This is a genomic window from Serratia sp. JSRIV001 (genome assembly GCF_019968745.1).
GTDB classification, from domain to species: Bacteria; Pseudomonadota; Gammaproteobacteria; order Enterobacterales; family Enterobacteriaceae; genus Chania; species Chania fonticola_B.
Genome location: NZ_CP074147.1, coordinates 3,638,654 through 3,654,393, shown reverse-complemented (window position 1 = coordinate 3,654,393; position 15,740 = coordinate 3,638,654). Strand labels below are relative to the sequence as shown.

Sequence of the window (15,740 nt, the reverse complement as noted above, 5' to 3'; positions counted from 1 at the left end):
CAGGAGAAGTGTCCATGTCCGAAACCAAAGAGAAAATCTGGAAAGCGATCGCCCCGTTGGTGGTGCTTGCCGTCCTGTTAATGATACCCACGCCGGAGGGGATGCCACCGCAAGCCTGGCGTTACTTTGCCATCTTTGTGGCGATGATTGTCGGTATGATCCTGGAGCCGATCCCGGCCACGGCGATCAGCTTTATTGCCGTGACCGTCAGCGTGCTCAGTTCCAACTGGGTGCTGTTTGGTGCCGAAGAGCTGGCCAATCCCAGCTTTAAAGCCGGTAAAGAGGCGCTCAAATGGGGGCTGGCCGGATTCTCCAGTACCACCGTCTGGCTGGTGTTTGGGGCCTTTATCTTCGCGCTGGGCTACGAGGCCACCGGGTTAGGGCGCCGCATCGCGCTGTTCCTGGTGAAGTTCATGGGCAAACGCACCCTGACGCTAGGCTACGCGGTGGTGATCATCGATATCATGTTGGCGCCGTTTACCCCGTCCAATACCGCGCGTACCGGTGGCACCGTATTCCCGGTGGTGAAGAACCTGCCGCCACTGTTTGATTCCTTCCCTAACGATCCTTCCTCACGCCGCATTGGTGGTTACCTGATGTGGATGATGGTGGTGGGGACCAGCATCAGTTCCTCCATGTTTGTGACCGGCGCGGCACCTAACGTGTTGGGCATCGAGTTCGTCAACAAGATTGCCGGGATCAATATCACCTGGATGCAATGGTTCCTGGCCTTCCTGCCGGTTGGGCTGTTGCTGCTGATCGTTGCTCCGTTGATTTCCTACTACCTGTATAAGCCAGGTGTAACCCACAGCAACGAAGTGGCTGGCTGGGCCAGTACGGCACTGGGGGAAATGGGTAAACTGACCCGCAAAGAATATACCTTGATCGGTCTGGTGTTACTCAGCCTGTGTCTGTGGGTGTTCGGCGGTAAAATTTTGGATGCGACCACGGTGTGCTTGCTGGCGGTATCGCTGATGCTTGCCCTGCACGTGGTCAGTTGGAAAGACATCACCAAATACTCCAGCGCCTGGAATACCCTGGTTAACCTGGCAACCTTGGTGGTGATGGCCAGCGGCCTGAGCCGTTCCGGCTTTATTGACTGGTTTGCCACCACCATGAGCACCCATCTGGACGGTTTCTCACCGAAAATGACGGTGATTCTGCTGGTGCTGGTGTTCTACTACGCGCACTACCTGTTTGCCAGCCTGTCGGCCCACACCGCGACCATGTTGCCGATGATCCTGGCGGTAGGGAAAGGCTTGCCGGGCGTGCCGATGGAACACCTTTCCATCCTGCTGGTGCTGTCTATCGGTATCATGGGGGTATTGACCCCGTATGCCACTGGCCCAGGGGTAATCATCTACGGCTGTGGCTATGTGAAGTCGAAAGACTACTGGCGTCTTGGCGGTATCCTCGGCGTGGTGTATATCGCGGCGCTGCTGTTGATCGGCTGGCCAATTCTTAGCCTGTGGTATTAAGTTAATCGGCGGCCATCCACGGATGGCCGCTGTTGCAATCCCTTCCCCCGTGACGCCCGTCACACACTTTCATGTCGAACGCCGTCATTATACAAATCCAACGTTAACCTATTCAAAATAATCATATTTAGGGAGCCTCTGCGGATGAGAAAAAAAACGTTATTACTTTGCCTGCCTTTGCTGTTCAGCGGCACCGCCTTTGCCGAGAACGACGGTTATCAACTGGAGCAGGTGCTGGTGATGAGCCGCCATAACCTGCGCGCTCCGCTGGCGAACAACGGTAGCGTGCTGGCCCAGTCCACGCCGAAAGCCTGGCCACAGTGGGATACGCCAGGTGGCTTGCTGACCACCAAGGGCGGCGTGCTGGAAGTGTATATGGGCCACTATTTCAACGCGTGGCTCAAGCAGGCGGGCATTTTGCCGCAGGAAGGTTGCCCAGCCGCTGACAGCGTTTACGTGTATGCCAACAGCCTGCAACGCACGGTAGCCACCGCGCAGTTCTTTACCAACGGCGCATTCCCAGGCTGTGACATCAGCGTGCATCATCAGGAGAAAATGGGGGAGATGGATCCTACCTTCAACCCGATTATCACCAACAGCAGCGAAACCTTTAACCAGCAGGCGTTGAGCGCCATGAATGCCGAGCTGGCATCGCTGAAGCTGGACGCCTCCTACAAACAGCTCGAGCAGATCATCGACTACAAAGACTCCCCCGCCTGCAAGATCGACAAACAGTGCAACCTGGCCACTGAGCCGAACAAAATGAGCGCGGTACCGGGGAAAGAGCCAGGCGTTTCTGGCCCGCTGAAAGTGGGTAACTCGCTGGTGGATGCCTTTATGCTGCAGTATTACGAAGGCTTCCCGATGAAAGAGGTGGCCTGGGGCAAGATTGTGACACCGCACCAGTGGCAGCAGTTGGCCAAGCTGAAAGATGGCTATCAGGATTCGCTGTTCACCTCGTCGGTCGTCGCCCAGAACGTTGCCAAACCGCTGCTGACCTACATCAACTCGGCGCTGATTAGCGAGCGCAAGGCGGATTCACCGAAGCTGACCGTGCTGGTGGGGCATGACTCCAACATCGCTTCCTTGCTGTCTGCGATGAAGTTCAAGCCGTATGCGTTGCCGAAGCAGTATGAGAAAACCCCGATTGGCGGCAAGCTGGTGTTTCAACGCTGGCATGATGGCAAGGGCGATCGCGATCTGTTGAAGATTGAGTATGTCTACCAATCCACCGAACAGTTGCGTAATGCCGAACCGCTGACGCTGAGCACCCCGCCGCAGCGCGTCACCCTGGCGCTGGAAGGCTGCCCGGTAGATAAAGACGGCTTCTGCACCTGGAGCGACTTTGAAAAAACCATGAAGGACGTCTTGCAATAACCGTGCTGTCGGGGCGAACCGTTTCGCCCCGGCCTGCCGCGCGGTATATACTGTCTCAACGGACCCCTTGTCACGGATGAAACGTGCTCTCTTCTTTTATTCTCAATGCTAAATTGTTGCCGGTTGACGGTTTTGCTGGCCTGATCGCGCAGTGTCACTTCTCTGTCGCGGATTATCACGACGATCTATTTGCTGCCGCCGGTATCGATTTCCCTGAACATGTCGCACCCGCAGTCGCCAAACGTAAGGCGGAATATCTTGCCGGGCGCTATCTGGCGCGCTGGGTGCTGGCAGAGTTGGGCCATCAGGATTTCACTTTATTGCGCGGGGAGAAACGTGAACCGCTCTGGCCCGCCGGAATTGCCGGGGCGATCAGCCACAATAATGATACGGCGCTGTGTGCCGCTCAGCATGAGGATGGGGCAGGTGGCGTGGGCATTGATGTGGAAACGCAGATGCCATCTGTACGAGCAGAAGAGTTGTGGAGCGGCATCGTCAATGAGAACGAATGCCAGTGGTTACGCCAACATCCACAGCCTTTTAACCTGCTGTTGACGCTGGTATTTTCCGCCAAGGAAAGCCTGTTCAAGGCGCTTTACCCGCAGGTACGCTGCTACTTTGATTTTATGGATGCGCGGATCGTCGGGTTGGATATGCAGGCGCAGACCTTTGAGCTGGAGTTGCTAACAACGTTGACGCCACGATGCCAAGCAGGCCGCCGGTTTAAAGGACGTTTCTGGCCGCGAGGTGACGCCGTAACAACGTTTATTTGTTTTTAAAATCAGCATTTTAATACCTACGGCGTCGTAGCAGATGGCGCGCACCTTCCAGCACCAGCAACATGACCGCCAGCCAGATCGGGATATAGGTCAGCCATTGGTTGGCGTTAATGGTTTCCCCCAATAGCAGCGCGACGATCACCAGCAACACCGGTTCTACATAGCTCAGCAGGCCAAACAGGCTGAAGGGGAGCAGGCGGCTGGCAAGGATATAGCACACCAGCGCCAGAGCGCTGATAATGCCCAACAGCGGGATCTGCAAATACAGCAGCGGTTTGGCCGTCAGTGCCGCCAGCGGTTCTGAGCCACCAAGGGCAAACAGCGCGGCAACTGGCAGCATCAGCGTCAGTTCACACCACAACCCGCCCAGATGATCGGTGCCCAAGCGGCGACGCAGAATAAAGTAAACCGGATAACCTAGCGCGACGACCAGCGTTGACCAGGAAACCCCGCCCACCAGGATCAGCTCATTACCCACGCCGACCAATGCGCATAGGGCCGCCATTTTTTGCAGCACAGACAGGCGATCGCGGAAAAACACTCGCCCTGCCAACACCATGGTCAGCGGCAGCAGGAAATAGCCGAGTGAGACATCCAGCGCCATCCCGTGCAGCGGTGCCCACAGGAATAGCCACAGTTGCACGCCCAGCAGGGAAGTGGTGAGCAGCAACAACAGCACGCGTTGCGGATGCTGCCGTAGCCAGTGCAGCATCTCTTTCACCCGCGCCCAGTCGCCGGAAAACAGCATAAACAGCGTCAGAAACGGCAGCGTCAGCAGGGTGCACCAGCCATAGATTTCCTCGCCGTCGAGTGGGGTTAGCATTGAGGTGTAGTAATACATCACGCCGAACAGCAGGGAAGCGACGACGGAAAGTATGATGCCTTTGATCACCAGCGTTCCTGATTATTAATGGAATTTCCTGCGGCTACTCTAAGGCTATTTAGCTCTAACAACAATGGATTACGCTGGACTGGACAACAACGGCCAAGCGGTTAGAATTACACCTGTGTATTTATCCAGGTAATGACGATGACAATCGATCTGTTTGAAGATGCGCTGCCGCCGCCCTGGCGTGAGGAAATCGCGCCGGGGGCGGTGGTATTGCACGGCTTTGTTCGCGATCACGGGCCGGAACTGCTGGCGGCGGTCAACGGCGTGGTGGCACAGGTGCCTTGGCGGCATATGACCACGCCGGGCGGCTTCACCATGTCGGTGGCCATGAGCTGGTGCGGCAACGGCTGGAACAGCGATAGCAATGGCTACCGCTATTCGCAACGCGATCCCGGTACTGGCAAAAGTTGGCCAGAAATCCCGGCAATTTTGCTGGCTTTGGCCGATGAAGCGGCCTTGCAGGCCGGGTTCGGTCATTACGTCCCGGACTCCTGCCTGATGAACCGCTACGATCCGGGCAGTAAGCTTTCACTGCATCAAGATAAAGACGAGCATGATTTTACGGCACCGATCGTTTCGGTATCGCTTGGGCTACCGGCCGTTTTTCAGTTTGGTGGCCTGCATCGCAGCGACAGAACGCGGCGCATCCCGCTGGCTCACGGTGATGTGGTAGTCTGGGGTGGCCCGTCGCGATTATGTTTCCACGGCATCATGCCGGTGAAAGAGGGCTATCATTCCCTGGTGGGGTCACACCGTATCAATATCACCCTGCGCAAGGCGCTTTAACGCGGGTTCCTGGCCTAAACTGGCCACCAGATAATCGATAAACACTCGCAGCTTGGGGGGCAGATGCTGAGTTGGGGCATACAGCAGCCACAGATCGCCATGATAGCTGCTGAGGAAATCCCACTCTGGCAACACCTGCACAATCTCACCGCTGGCTAGCGCCTGGTGGGCGGTAAAGTAGGGCAGGCTGCCGATACCGATATGCTGTTTCACCGCATCCAACCGAACCCCGGTGTGGTTGGCGGCATAGCGACCCCGCACATTGACCGAAACCGTCTTGCCATTGCGGCGAAAACGCCAACGTGCGTCGCTGGGCGTCTCCCCCAGATAAATACAGCTATGCTCCGTCAGGTCTCGTGGGTGACGCGGCGTGCCCTGTTGGGCCAGGTAATGCGGAGTGGCGCATAGCAAATGTTCGATGGTCATCAACGGGCGGCCGATCAGGCCCGGTGACGGTCGGTCGGTGATGCGCAGCGCCAGATCGACCCGATCGTCGATCAAATCCATATAACGGTCCTCCAGCCGCAGATGGACATCCACCTGCGGATAGCGCCGTAAGAACTCTGGCATGTGAGGGTGCAGGACAAAGTGCCCGACGGCTTTCGGTACGCTGATGCTGATTGTGCCTTCCGGCTCCGAGCTGTTCTGGTCGCTGATGGTCAACACTGAGTTGGCGGCATCCAGCATGCTGCGGCAGCGCTGAAACACGGCCTCGCCTTGCTCACTCAGGCGCAGTTTGCGGGTGGTGCGGTGCAACAGCCGTACGTTCAGCGCTTGTTCCAACCTGGCAACGCTGCGGCTGGTGGCAGAAGGCGAGCTGCCTAACTGGCGGGCGGCGGCGGAGAAGCTGCCGCTTTCCACCACCTGAACAAAAACGGCCATTTCAACCAGCAGTGCGGTGGAAAGATTTGTGCTCACGGCGCAAAGGTCCATTGTAGTGAAGACGGATTATCAGCCGATTATGGCACGAATATAATAACGGCGTTAACCAGGAGAAAGCCCATGACCGAACGACTTTATTATTATCACGATGATTTGCAGCTCCAGGCACGGGTGTTGTCCTGCACGGCGCAAGAGGATGGCAGCTATGCGGTGCAGTTGGATGCCACGCTGTTTCACCCACAAGGCGGCGGGCAGCCGAGCGATAGCGGCACGATCGGCGGTGTAGCGGTATTACGTGTTGCCGCGCAGGGCGAGCAACTGCTCCATTATCTGGCCGAGCCGTTGCCCTGTGGCCCGGTCACTCTGGAGATCGACGGCGAGCAACGCCACTTGCATACCCGCTGGCATTCTGCCGGGCATCTGATTGGCTGGCTCGGGGAAAACCGGGGCTGGCAGCCGGTGAAAGCGCACCACTGGCCGGGGGAAGGGCGTATTACCTTTGCACCGGGTGCACAGGCAACGGAACTGCAACCAGAATATTTGCAACAACGGCTGACGGACTTGATCGCCGCCGACTTGCCACGCAGGCAGCAGGAACAGCAAGGCGTCCGTCAGGTTGGGTTTGGCGATCTGCCTGCTTATGGCTGCGGTGGCACCCATGTGCGTTCGCTGGCGGAGTTGGGCAAGGTGCAAATTACCGCCGTCAAGATGAAGAAAGGGCAGTTGATTGTGCAGTATCAGGTAGCATAACCAAGGGCACCCTCTTTATTTTCCTGACCCTGCATTGCGTAACTGCGTACAGAAGGCGCACTGGCAGCCCATGACCGGCACGGCTGCACAGGTGCTGGTATTCACGGCCTGCATTGCCATGAAATGAAAACCGTAAAACTGATTTACCAGCTGCTTTTCAATGCTGGGAGCCTTTGCTGGTGGTAATTCGGGTTGGCGAGGTTGGAAGGCGGTAGCCTTGCCAGCCAGCATGCTAAGGAATAACAAAGAGAGCTGTGCCTTCATGCTTTATCTCCTGCAAGACGAAAATGATACATTATAACAAAATCGGTTTATTGCCAAGCCACCTGCCTTGTGCGTTTTCTATCATTAGTTAGCTAAATTAGTTCGTTCAACTCCGTGCCGTTTTGGTTTGTTATTTACCCCATAACAAACCGACATAAAGAAGGCACTGCACCCATGTTTAATTTTCCTTTCAAGACGTTAACCAGCGGACTGGCAGTGGTATTAGGCGCTGCGGCTGCGGCGAGCCCGGCCATCGCGGCGGTGCAGGGCGGCACGCTGATCTATCTGGAGCAGCAGGCCCATACCAATCTGTATCCCCCTTCAGGTGGGTTTTACCCCAACGGCGGTATCCTTAACCAGATCACCGACAAGCTGACCTACCAGAACCCAAAGACACTGGAGATCGAACCCTGGATCGCCGAGTCCTGGTCCAGCAACCCCGATAAAACGGAATATACCTTCAAACTGCGCCCCGGAGTGACCTTCTCCGACGGGACACCGCTGGATGCCAACGCGGTAGCCAAGAACTTTGATACCTACGGCTTGGGCAATAAAGCGCTGCGCTTGCCGGTTTCCGAGGTGATCAATAACTATGACCACAGTGAGGTCATCGATCCGCTGACGGTCAAATTCTATTTCAAGCGCTCGTCCCCAGGCTTCCTGCAAGGTACGGCGACCATCGGTTCCGGGCTGGTGTCGCTCAGCACGCTGAACCGCCAATACGATGAACTGGGTGATGCGCGCCATATTATCGGCTCTGGCCCGTTTGTGGTGAGCGGTGAAACCTTAGGGCGGGAGGTCGATCTCAGCGTACGTCAAGACTATAGTTGGGGGCCCGCCAAGCTGCCTCAGCAAGGGCGGGCCAATCTGGATGCCATCAAGGTGATCGTCACCCCGGAAGACAGCGTGCGAATTGGCGCGTTGCAGGCCGGGCAGGCGGACTTTATTCGCCAGATCCAGGCTTACGATGAGAAGCAAACCCAAGACCAGGGTTTTACGATCTATGCCGCGCCAACCCGTGGCGTAAACGACAGCATTGCCTTCAGGCCAGACAATCCGCTGGTGGCCGATATCCGCGTGCGGCAAGCGCTGCTGCATGCCACCGACAGCAAACAGATCGTCGATACGCTGTTCTCCGCCAACTATCCACAAGCCAAATCGGTGATTGCCTCCTCGGCAGCCGGTTTTGTCGATCTCTCCGATAAATTGACCTTCGATTTGGCGAAGGCCAACCGCCTGCTAGATGACGCTGGTTGGCAAAAGGGCAGCGATGGTCTGCGCCAGAAAGACGGTAAAAAGCTGTTGTTAACGGTGTACGAGTCGCTTCCGCAGCCGCAAAACAAGGCGGCGCTGCAATTGGTCTCGCAGCAATGGGGCAAGGTGGGGGCTCGGCTGAATATCTTGGCAGGCGATGCTGGCAGCCGGGTGGCAGATAACCTCGATCCGCAAAAGACCCCGGCTTCGGTGGTCGAAGTGGGCCGTGCCGATCCCGATGTGATTAAAAGCCAGTTTTATCCCACCAATCGTGATGGCCTGTTGCAGCAGGGGGGCACCAGCCAAAACAGTCAATTTATCGACAATTCGCTGAACCAACTGCTGCTGGGGATTGCCTCTGAGGTGGTTCCGGCCAAGCGCTTACAGATCGCCGGTGAGGCTCAAAAGTATCTGCTGGATCAGGCCTATGTGATCCCGTTCTTTGAAGAGCCGCAGGTCTTTGCCGGTGCTCCCTATCTGAAAGGCGTCAACTTTGAAGCCGTGGGTCGGCCAAGCTTCTATGGCGCGTGGTTAGAGAAACGCTAACGCCATATTCGAGGAGATAAAGATGCTGAAATACCTGAGTGGCCGAACCGGGCAGGCGTTGCTGGTGCTGTGGGCGGCATTTACCCTGTCGTTTATCTTGCTGCAGGTGCTGCCCGGTGACGCGATCCTGATTAAATTCCAGAACCCGGATATGGGGCTTAGCCCGGATCAGATCGCCGACATGCGCGCCGCCTACGGTGCCGATGTGCCCCTGTGGCAGCAATATCTGCATACGTTGGGGAATTTCCTGCGCGGTGATTTGGGCTATTCGATCCAGAACGGCGTGCCGGTCAGTGCTTTGCTGGCTGCCAACCTGCCCGCCACCCTGCAATTAGCGGTGCTGGGCTTCACCCTGGCCTTGCTGTTGGCGCTGGTCATTGCCTTTGTCTCCAATCTGATCGGTTTTGGCTGGCTGAAATCGGCGCTGCAATCGCTGCCTGCGCTGTTTGTATCGGTTCCCACCTTCTGGCTTGGCATCGTGTTGATCCAGATCTTTTCATTCCGGCTGAAACTGGTGCCGATCATCAATCCAGGGGAGTGGATTGGGCTGCTGTTGCCGATCGCCACCCTGGCAATCCCAATCTCTGCCCCGTTGGCGCAGATCCTGATCCGCAGTATCGATAGCGTGCAAACCCAGCCGTTTGTGGCGGTGGCGCGAGCCAAAGGGGCTAGTCGTAGCGGAGTGCTGTGGCGGCATGTGGCGCGTAACGCGATGCTGCCAGTGCTGACCATTGCGGGCATTCTGTTTGGCGAACTGATCGCCGGGGCGTTGATCACAGAAACCGTATTTGGCCGCAGTGGCCTGGGGCAACTGACGCAGCAGGCGGTCGTGAATCAGGACGTGGCGGTGTTACAGGCGGTAGTGATGATCTCTGCAGCCGCCTTTGTCTTCCTCAACCTGCTGGTCGATCTGCTGTTCCCGCTGCTCGATCCCAGATTGAAAACCTATGCAGGAGCGACCCGATGAGCAGTATTCCGTTGGAAAAATCCGTGATGCCGGAACGCGATCTGTCCGGCGGGGAAACCGAAGGTAGTTTACCCACCGCCAGGCGCGCTCAGCGGCGTTATCCGCTCAGCCTGGGGCTGGCCTGGGCCGTGCTGGCGATCGCTGTGCTTTGGGCGATCGCCCCTGAGATCTTTACTGCGTACAGCGGCACGGAAGGAATTGCCGGAGCACAGCGTCTGGCACCGGGTGGTGAACATTGGCTGGGCACAGACCCACTGGGCCGCGATCTCTACGCCCGGATCGTGTATGGCGCATCGCACACTTTATCCGCAGCGTTGGTTGCCGTGGCGTTGGGGCTGGTTGTGGGGACGTTGCTGGGCGTAGTCGCCGGGGCTTTGGGCGGCATCGCCGATGATGTTGTGATGCGCTTGGTTGATGTTTTGCTGTCGATCCCTGGGCTGCTGCTTTCTTTGAGCGTAATTATCCTGCTGGGTTTTGGCACGGTGAATGCGGCGCTGGCGGTGGGGATCTCGTCGGTGGCCAACTTTGCGCGTCTGGCTCGTGCGGAGGTGCTGCGGGTGCGGCACAGCGACTACGTTGAGGCGGCTTACGGTAGCGGCGGACATTTTTGGGCGGTGCTATGGCGCCATATTCTGCCTAATTCACTGACCTCGGTGATTGCATTCTCTGCCCTACAGTTTGGCAATGCCATTCTGGCGATCGCCACCCTGAGCTTCCTGGGGTACGGCACGCCACCGCCCACGCCGGAGTGGGGCTTGCTGATCGCCGAAGGGCGTAACTACATCTCAACGGCCTGGTGGCTGACGACCTTCCCCGGCCTGATGGTGGTTGCCGTGGTGCTGGCGGCCAACCGAATCAGCCATGCATTAGGGAGCGCGCGCCGATGACCCCACAGACAACCGTTTCACCCGCGCCACTGCTGGAACTGGATAACGTTTCTATCGCCTATAGTAACCAGCGGGTGGTGCACAACGTTTCTTTTACCATTCAGCCGGGGGAGGTCGTTGCCCTGGTGGGGGAATCGGGATCGGGTAAAACCACCACGGCCCAGTCGATAATCGGCCTGCTGGCGGAAAATGGCCGCCTGGAGCAGGGGGCGATCCGGCTTAATGGCACCGATATTACGCACTGGACACCGCGCCAGTTGGATGCAGTGCGTGGCGCGCAGATAAGTCTGATCCCGCAAGATCCCGCCAGTTCGCTGAACCCGGTTAAAACCATCGGTGAGCAGGTTGCCGAGATCATCAATATTCACCAGCGTCTGCCACGCAAGCTGGTACAGCTTCGGGTAGTGGAGTTACTCACCCGTGTGGGGCTGACTCATCCTGAATTGCGCGCGCGCCAATATCCGCATGAGCTTTCCGGCGGCATGAAACAGCGGGTGCTGATTGCCATCGCCATTGCGTTACGGCCCGCGTTGATTATTGCCGATGAACCGACCAGCGCGCTGGACGTCACGGTGCAAAAACGCATCCTCGATCTGATCGACGAACTGCGTCAGGAGTTTGGCACGGCGGTGCTGTTTGTCACCCATGATTTGGGCGTGGCGGCGGAACGGGCCGATAGGCTACTGGTGTTTCGTCAGGGCAGAGTGCAAGAGCAGGGGCAAACGGCGGCGGTGTTGCAGGCACCGACGCATGAGTATACCCGCCGCTTGTTTGCCGATGTGCCTTCGCTGGCTTCCGTTGCTCCGCCAATTATCGTCCGTAAGGCGGAACCGGCGATCGTCGTCAACGAGCTGGTGAAGGATTTCCGTTTTGCTGGCAGAGGCGGGCAGGTGTTCCGGGCGTTGGATCGGGTGTCGTTCAGCGTGCAGCGCGGCACTACTCATGCGTTGGTCGGCGAGTCTGGCTCCGGTAAAACCACTTTGGCCCGCTGCCTGCTGGGTTTTCAGCGGCCGGATGCGGGGCAAATCATCATCGACGGCGTCGATTTTATCCGGCTGAAGGGCGAGGCGTTGCGCCAGTTTCGGCGACGTATTCAACTGGTCTATCAAAACCCCTTTGCTTCGCTCGATCCGGCGCAAACCCTGTATCAGGCGATTGAAGAGCCGTTGCTCAACTTTGAGCCTGTCGCCAAAGCAGAGCGTTACCGGCGGGTGCGGGAATTGTTCGAACGAGTCGCTCTGCCTGCTGAACTTCTGACGCGCAAACCGCGTGAGCTTTCAGGGGGCCAACGCCAACGGGTTGCCATCGCTCGTGCTCTGATATTGCAACCTCGGGTGCTGGTATTGGATGAAGCTACCTCGGCGTTGGACGTCACCGTGCAGGCGCAAATCCTGCGCTTATTAGAGCAGCTACAGCAAGAGTTGGGGCTGACCTACCTGTTTATCTCGCACGATCTGGCTACGGTGCGGCAAATCTCGCACAGCGTCTCGGTGCTGTGCCGTGGGCAACAGGTAGATGCAGGCACTACCGCCGAGGTATTTGCCCGGCCCGGCAGTGACTATACCCGCCAATTGATTGCGGCCATTCCTGGCCGTGCGATGTACCAAACTTTGAAGGATGCCTCATGAGCGCTAAACGTCTCGGCTTTTTTACCCGCCTGCTGGATAACGGCAGTGCTCAGGAACGTTACCGGCTGGCCACCGAGCAGATTGTCCATGCCGAACGCGCCGGGTTCGATACCGCCTGGGTAGCGCAGCACCATTTTCATCAGGATGAGGGCGGCTTGCCTTCACCCCTGGTTTTTTTGGCTCAGGCTGCGGCGCATACCCGGCATATTCGTTTGGGGACTGGAGTGATCACCTTGCCGATGGAGTCTGCCGTTCGCGTGGCGGAAGATACGGCGGTGTTGGATCTGCTCTCTGGTGGCCGGCTGGAAGTGGGGCTGGCGGCAGGGGGAACCCCGTCTTCGTTTAGCGCTTTTGGTATTGATGCCGAGCGGCGTAATGCGGCGTTTAACGATAATTTACGCATTCTGCTGGACGCCTGGAGTGGTGAGGCGCTCGGCAACTCCGCCAACCGTCTTTATCCGGCTGCTCCCCAACTGAAAAAACGCGTCTGGCAAGCCACCTTCTCGGTTGACGGTGGGATCCGGGCTGGTAAGGCTGGAGATGGGCTGATGTTGTCACGCACTCAACCCAGGCCGTCAGATGCACCGGATACGCCACTCGATGAGCTGCAAAATCCGATTATTGATGCCTATCTCGCCGCGCTGCCGCCTGGTGTAGAGCCCCGTATCATGGGATCGCGCACCGCTTTTGTGACTGAAGATCAGAACCGTGCGCGGGATTTTGCTGCACAGGGGCTTAGCCGTGGATTGGAGCGCTTACGCGCCAGTGGGCATCAGGTACAGGATGAGTCGCTCGACGGTCTGATCCGCGCTTTTGACGTGCATCTCGGTACGCCAGAGCAGGTGATCGCCTCGTTGCAACGCGATAGCGCGCTGGCCCGTGTCACCGATCTGGCGTTTCAGGTGCACTCTATCGATCCGCCACACGCCTATATTTTGCGCTCCATTGAGCTGATAGCTCGCGACGTTGCACCGGCATTAGGCTGGCAGCGGCGCAATCCTGCCACGTTGGCTTATTCACATCACGCAGAGGAAAACGTATGACCGATACCCAGGATCATCTGACCAGACTGGCTGAAATCGTCCCAGACTCTCCTTTGGCACAGGCCAGAGCAACACGCCAGGCGGCAACCGACGGGATTGAGGCCAGCTATCAGAGGCTGTTCGCGCCACAGGATATGGGCGGTTTTGGGATTGCGGAACGCCTGCTGTTGGCTCAACGTATCAGTGAATGGCACGGCGATCGGCAATTGGCGGGGCATTATGCTCAACTGCAGCAGACTCCGCCCGCAGACGGCCCACGTTTGCAGGCCGCATTGGATCACGCAGAACGCCTGGCCTTCAAACCTGCCGGGGCAGAAGCCAAACACTTACAGGCTCTGCAACAGGCGGGGTGGTCATTGGATGACATCGTCACGCTTTCACAGCTGATCGCCTTTGTCAGCTTCCAGAGCCGTCTGCTGTACGGCTACCGCTTGCTGGCAGGATTGCCGATAGCGACCAGTGGCCGTGCTCCCGTTCGAGCTTCCGCCTGGCGCACCGCGAGTCATACAGCCAGTGGCCGCCATGCACCGCCTGCGTTCACCAGCCAGGAGTTGGGATGGGAGCCCTGGATTGCGGCTAAACCCTTGGAGGCGTTTGACGAACCGGGAAAAGCCTTGTTGACCAAGTTCGGTCACGCGGATTCTGACTATTTCCGTTTGTTGGCGCGCGATCATGCGGTGCTGGAACAGCGAACCATCACCGATAGGGCCATTTTCTACACCGTGGGTGGCCTGGCCCGCCAGGATAGGGAGTTGGCTGCGGCGGTGGCCAGCAAGGTGAATGGCTGTATTTACTGTGCCTCGGTGCATGCGCGTAAAGCGGTGCAGTTATCCAAAAGGGCTGAAGAGGTGCAGCGCCTGCTGGATGTCGCGCCGGGAGGGATCTTGAGCGAGGGGCAGGGTGAGGATTGGCGTACGCAAATAGACTTTGCCGCAGCGCTTTCGGCCACGCCACCGCAGGCCAATGCGGCTCAGCTGGTTGCGTTACGCGAACAAGGGCTAGGCGAACTGGAGTTGTTGGACCTGGTGCAGGCGACGGCCTTCTTTGCTTGGGCCAACCGGTTGATGCTGACACTCGGCGAACCTTATGACGATTGAGTCACCCAGTGGTTAAACAGCAAAAAGCCCGCTCAGTTGCCTAAGCGGGCTTTTCTAAATATGGCTCCTCTGACTGGACTCGAACCAGTGACATACGGATTAACAGTCCGCCGTTCTACCGACTGAACTACAGAGGAATCGTGTGAACGGGGCGAATAATAGCGGTGCCGATGGGGCTTGTAAAGCATGAAAATGCACAAATGTTCCGTTTGTCGAGGTTATGAGCAAATTGGCTTGTTTTCCAGCAGGTTAAACTTTATCACTGACAGACAGGCCGCTATCATTGCAGGGCGGGCACACTTTGTAAGTTAATCCCGAGTTTTTCGGGGTGCTGATATTTTAAAGGCTAAACCCAAGAAAATTCCTAATTATAGAGTGAGGGATTGAGCTTGTTCGCTAAGATATTTCCTGTAATTTTCATGGATTATTCCTAGTGATCGATGGAAAAATAAGTTTAAGGATTATCATCAAGTCCTGTATTTTTAATACAACAATCAGAGTGCCTCGGATAAATCTTTAGATTGCGCTGTCGCTATGGAAAAACATCCGGGCACGTGTGGAGTAAATCGCCAAAAAATGCGTTTTTAATAATATAAATATCTATTTTTAATCGTGGGGGATAGTCATTTTCATTAGGAAAAACGGGGGTTGCGATGATAGCGGCGGAAACTGTCGGGTTTCAATGCATATCATTGTTTTTAATCTATTTTGTTTTATTTTTTGGCGCTTTTTTTACCAAGAGATCAGAATGAATGCTGCTGTATGCGGGAGTGTGTCTTTGTCCTTACTTGGCGACAAGCGCCGTTTTTGCCACGCAACTCGGCGTTCAGGCCCGCTTGCAGAGTTGCTGGATATAAAAAATACCAGTATTATTTTGCACTTCATAAACGTCGTGGGCAGGTTAAATCGCTGGCAAGTTGCAGGCGCCTTATTGCGCTATGCAGGTCACCGATGAAACCCGGTTAAGTATTCGTTAAGTTAATAGACCATGGCGAACGTTGCAAGAGTAGGGGCAATGAGCGGCCATAGTATAGTTCCAGTGAATGTTTGCTACTGAAGAGCCACCCCTATATCATTGCTGAAAAATGCTCGTATTATTTATCCAGGATA

At 56.8% G+C, this 15,740-nt stretch carries 14 protein-coding genes and 1 tRNA gene; 11 read left to right on the top strand and 4 right to left on the bottom strand.

What is annotated here, in order from left to right; all coding sequences use genetic code 11:
* Nucleotides 1–14 precede the first annotated feature (14 nt).
* From KGP17_RS16970 to KGP17_RS16960, 3 genes are all read left to right on the top strand, one after another.
* Nucleotides 15–1,478, top strand: coding sequence for an anion permease (locus tag KGP17_RS16970; RefSeq protein ID WP_021180306.1), 1,464 nt, complete (start codon nucleotides 15–17; stop codon nucleotides 1,476–1,478).
* A gap of 144 nt (nucleotides 1,479–1,622) precedes the next feature.
* A complete protein-coding gene (gene agp / locus KGP17_RS16965; RefSeq protein WP_021805783.1) occupies nucleotides 1,623–2,855 on the top strand; it encodes a bifunctional glucose-1-phosphatase/inositol phosphatase in 1,233 nt (410 codons plus the stop codon).
* 83 nt (nucleotides 2,856–2,938) lie between these two features.
* Nucleotides 2,939–3,634 carry a 4'-phosphopantetheinyl transferase gene (locus tag KGP17_RS16960; protein WP_223498014.1) on the top strand — a complete coding sequence of 232 codons (696 nt, stop codon included), beginning with the start codon at nucleotides 2,939–2,941 and terminating at the stop codon, nucleotides 3,632–3,634.
* A 10-nt stretch (nucleotides 3,635–3,644) separates the two neighbouring features.
* Here the strand turns inward: KGP17_RS16960 and rarD are convergent, their stop codons facing one another.
* The gene (gene rarD, locus KGP17_RS16955; protein ID WP_223498013.1) at nucleotides 3,645–4,526 is read right to left on the bottom strand and encodes an EamA family transporter RarD; all 882 of its coding nucleotides are present in this window, start codon (nucleotides 4,524–4,526) and stop codon (nucleotides 3,645–3,647) included.
* A 138-nt stretch (nucleotides 4,527–4,664) separates the two neighbouring features.
* On the opposite strand from rarD, the gene alkB reads away from it, so the two are divergent.
* Nucleotides 4,665–5,312 carry a DNA oxidative demethylase AlkB gene (gene alkB, locus KGP17_RS16950; protein ID WP_021805780.1) on the top strand — a complete coding sequence of 216 codons (648 nt, stop codon included), beginning with the start codon at nucleotides 4,665–4,667 and terminating at the stop codon, nucleotides 5,310–5,312.
* Here alkB and KGP17_RS16945 read toward each other — a convergent pair.
* Nucleotides 5,274–6,230, bottom strand: coding sequence for a LysR family transcriptional regulator (locus KGP17_RS16945; protein ID WP_223498012.1), 957 nt, complete (start codon nucleotides 6,228–6,230; stop codon nucleotides 5,274–5,276). The two genes, alkB and KGP17_RS16945, sit on opposite strands and share 39 nt — an antisense overlap.
* A gap of 84 nt (nucleotides 6,231–6,314) precedes the next feature.
* Between KGP17_RS16945 and KGP17_RS16940 the strand changes: the two genes are divergently transcribed.
* Complete coding sequence (locus KGP17_RS16940; protein WP_021805778.1) at nucleotides 6,315–6,944, top strand: metal-dependent hydrolase; 630 nt, start codon at nucleotides 6,315–6,317, stop codon at nucleotides 6,942–6,944.
* A 15-nt stretch (nucleotides 6,945–6,959) separates the two neighbouring features.
* On the opposite strand, the gene KGP17_RS16935 is transcribed toward KGP17_RS16940, so the two are convergent.
* Entirely contained in the window at nucleotides 6,960–7,208 is a 249-nt protein-coding gene (locus KGP17_RS16935) for a hypothetical protein (RefSeq protein ID WP_021805777.1), read from the bottom strand.
* Between the two features lie 174 nt (nucleotides 7,209–7,382).
* Here KGP17_RS16935 and KGP17_RS16930 point away from each other — a divergent pair, with 174 nt between their 5' ends.
* The 6 genes from KGP17_RS16930 to KGP17_RS16905 are packed head-to-tail and all read left to right on the top strand — an operon-like array spanning nucleotide 7,383 to nucleotide 14,630.
* The gene (locus KGP17_RS16930; RefSeq protein ID WP_223498011.1) at nucleotides 7,383–9,008 is read left to right on the top strand and encodes a TIGR04028 family ABC transporter substrate-binding protein; all 1,626 of its coding nucleotides are present in this window, start codon (nucleotides 7,383–7,385) and stop codon (nucleotides 9,006–9,008) included.
* A gap of 22 nt (nucleotides 9,009–9,030) precedes the next feature.
* The gene (locus KGP17_RS16925; protein WP_202810926.1) at nucleotides 9,031–9,975 is read left to right on the top strand and encodes an ABC transporter permease; all 945 of its coding nucleotides are present in this window, start codon (nucleotides 9,031–9,033) and stop codon (nucleotides 9,973–9,975) included.
* Complete coding sequence (locus tag KGP17_RS16920; RefSeq protein ID WP_021805774.1) at nucleotides 9,972–10,862, top strand: ABC transporter permease; 891 nt, start codon at nucleotides 9,972–9,974, stop codon at nucleotides 10,860–10,862. Before KGP17_RS16925 ends, KGP17_RS16920 begins: the two co-directional genes overlap by 4 nt.
* The gene (locus tag KGP17_RS16915) at nucleotides 10,859–12,490 is read left to right on the top strand and encodes an ABC transporter ATP-binding protein (protein WP_223498010.1); all 1,632 of its coding nucleotides are present in this window, start codon (nucleotides 10,859–10,861) and stop codon (nucleotides 12,488–12,490) included. The genes KGP17_RS16920 and KGP17_RS16915 overlap by 4 nt, the downstream gene beginning before the upstream one ends.
* On the top strand, nucleotides 12,487–13,533 hold the full coding sequence (locus KGP17_RS16910) for a putative FMN-dependent luciferase-like monooxygenase (protein WP_059201148.1): 1,047 nt from the start codon (nucleotides 12,487–12,489) through the stop codon (nucleotides 13,531–13,533). Before KGP17_RS16915 ends, KGP17_RS16910 begins: the two co-directional genes overlap by 4 nt.
* Complete coding sequence (locus KGP17_RS16905) at nucleotides 13,530–14,630, top strand: alkylhydroperoxidase domain protein (RefSeq protein ID WP_223498009.1); 1,101 nt, start codon at nucleotides 13,530–13,532, stop codon at nucleotides 14,628–14,630. The genes KGP17_RS16910 and KGP17_RS16905 overlap by 4 nt, the downstream gene beginning before the upstream one ends.
* 61 nt (nucleotides 14,631–14,691) lie before the next feature.
* Here the strand turns inward: KGP17_RS16905 and KGP17_RS16900 are convergent.
* A tRNA-Asn gene (locus KGP17_RS16900) sits at nucleotides 14,692–14,767 on the bottom strand.
* Nucleotides 14,768–15,740 lie beyond the last annotated feature (973 nt).

Excerpts from the sequence above, each read along its gene's own strand:
- KGP17_RS16935 (WP_021805777.1), bottom strand. The coding sequence starts at position 7,208 with ATGAAGGCACAGCTCTCTTTGTTATTCCTTAGCATGCTGGCTGGCAAG.
- KGP17_RS16915 (WP_223498010.1), top strand. The coding sequence starts at position 10,859 with ATGACCCCACAGACAACCGTTTCACCCGCGCCACTGCTGGAACTGGAT.
- KGP17_RS16920 (WP_021805774.1), top strand. The coding sequence starts at position 9,972 with ATGAGCAGTATTCCGTTGGAAAAATCCGTGATGCCGGAACGCGATCTG.
- KGP17_RS16940 (WP_021805778.1), top strand. The coding sequence starts at position 6,315 with ATGACCGAACGACTTTATTATTATCACGATGATTTGCAGCTCCAGGCA.
- KGP17_RS16910 (WP_059201148.1), top strand. The coding sequence starts at position 12,487 with ATGAGCGCTAAACGTCTCGGCTTTTTTACCCGCCTGCTGGATAACGGC.
- KGP17_RS16925 (WP_202810926.1), top strand. The coding sequence starts at position 9,031 with ATGCTGAAATACCTGAGTGGCCGAACCGGGCAGGCGTTGCTGGTGCTG.
- KGP17_RS16930 (WP_223498011.1), top strand. The coding sequence starts at position 7,383 with ATGTTTAATTTTCCTTTCAAGACGTTAACCAGCGGACTGGCAGTGGTA.
- KGP17_RS16905 (WP_223498009.1), top strand. The coding sequence starts at position 13,530 with ATGACCGATACCCAGGATCATCTGACCAGACTGGCTGAAATCGTCCCA.
- KGP17_RS16970 (WP_021180306.1), top strand. The coding sequence starts at position 15 with ATGTCCGAAACCAAAGAGAAAATCTGGAAAGCGATCGCCCCGTTGGTG.
- agp (WP_021805783.1), top strand. The coding sequence starts at position 1,623 with ATGAGAAAAAAAACGTTATTACTTTGCCTGCCTTTGCTGTTCAGCGGC.
- alkB (WP_021805780.1), top strand. The coding sequence starts at position 4,665 with ATGACAATCGATCTGTTTGAAGATGCGCTGCCGCCGCCCTGGCGTGAG.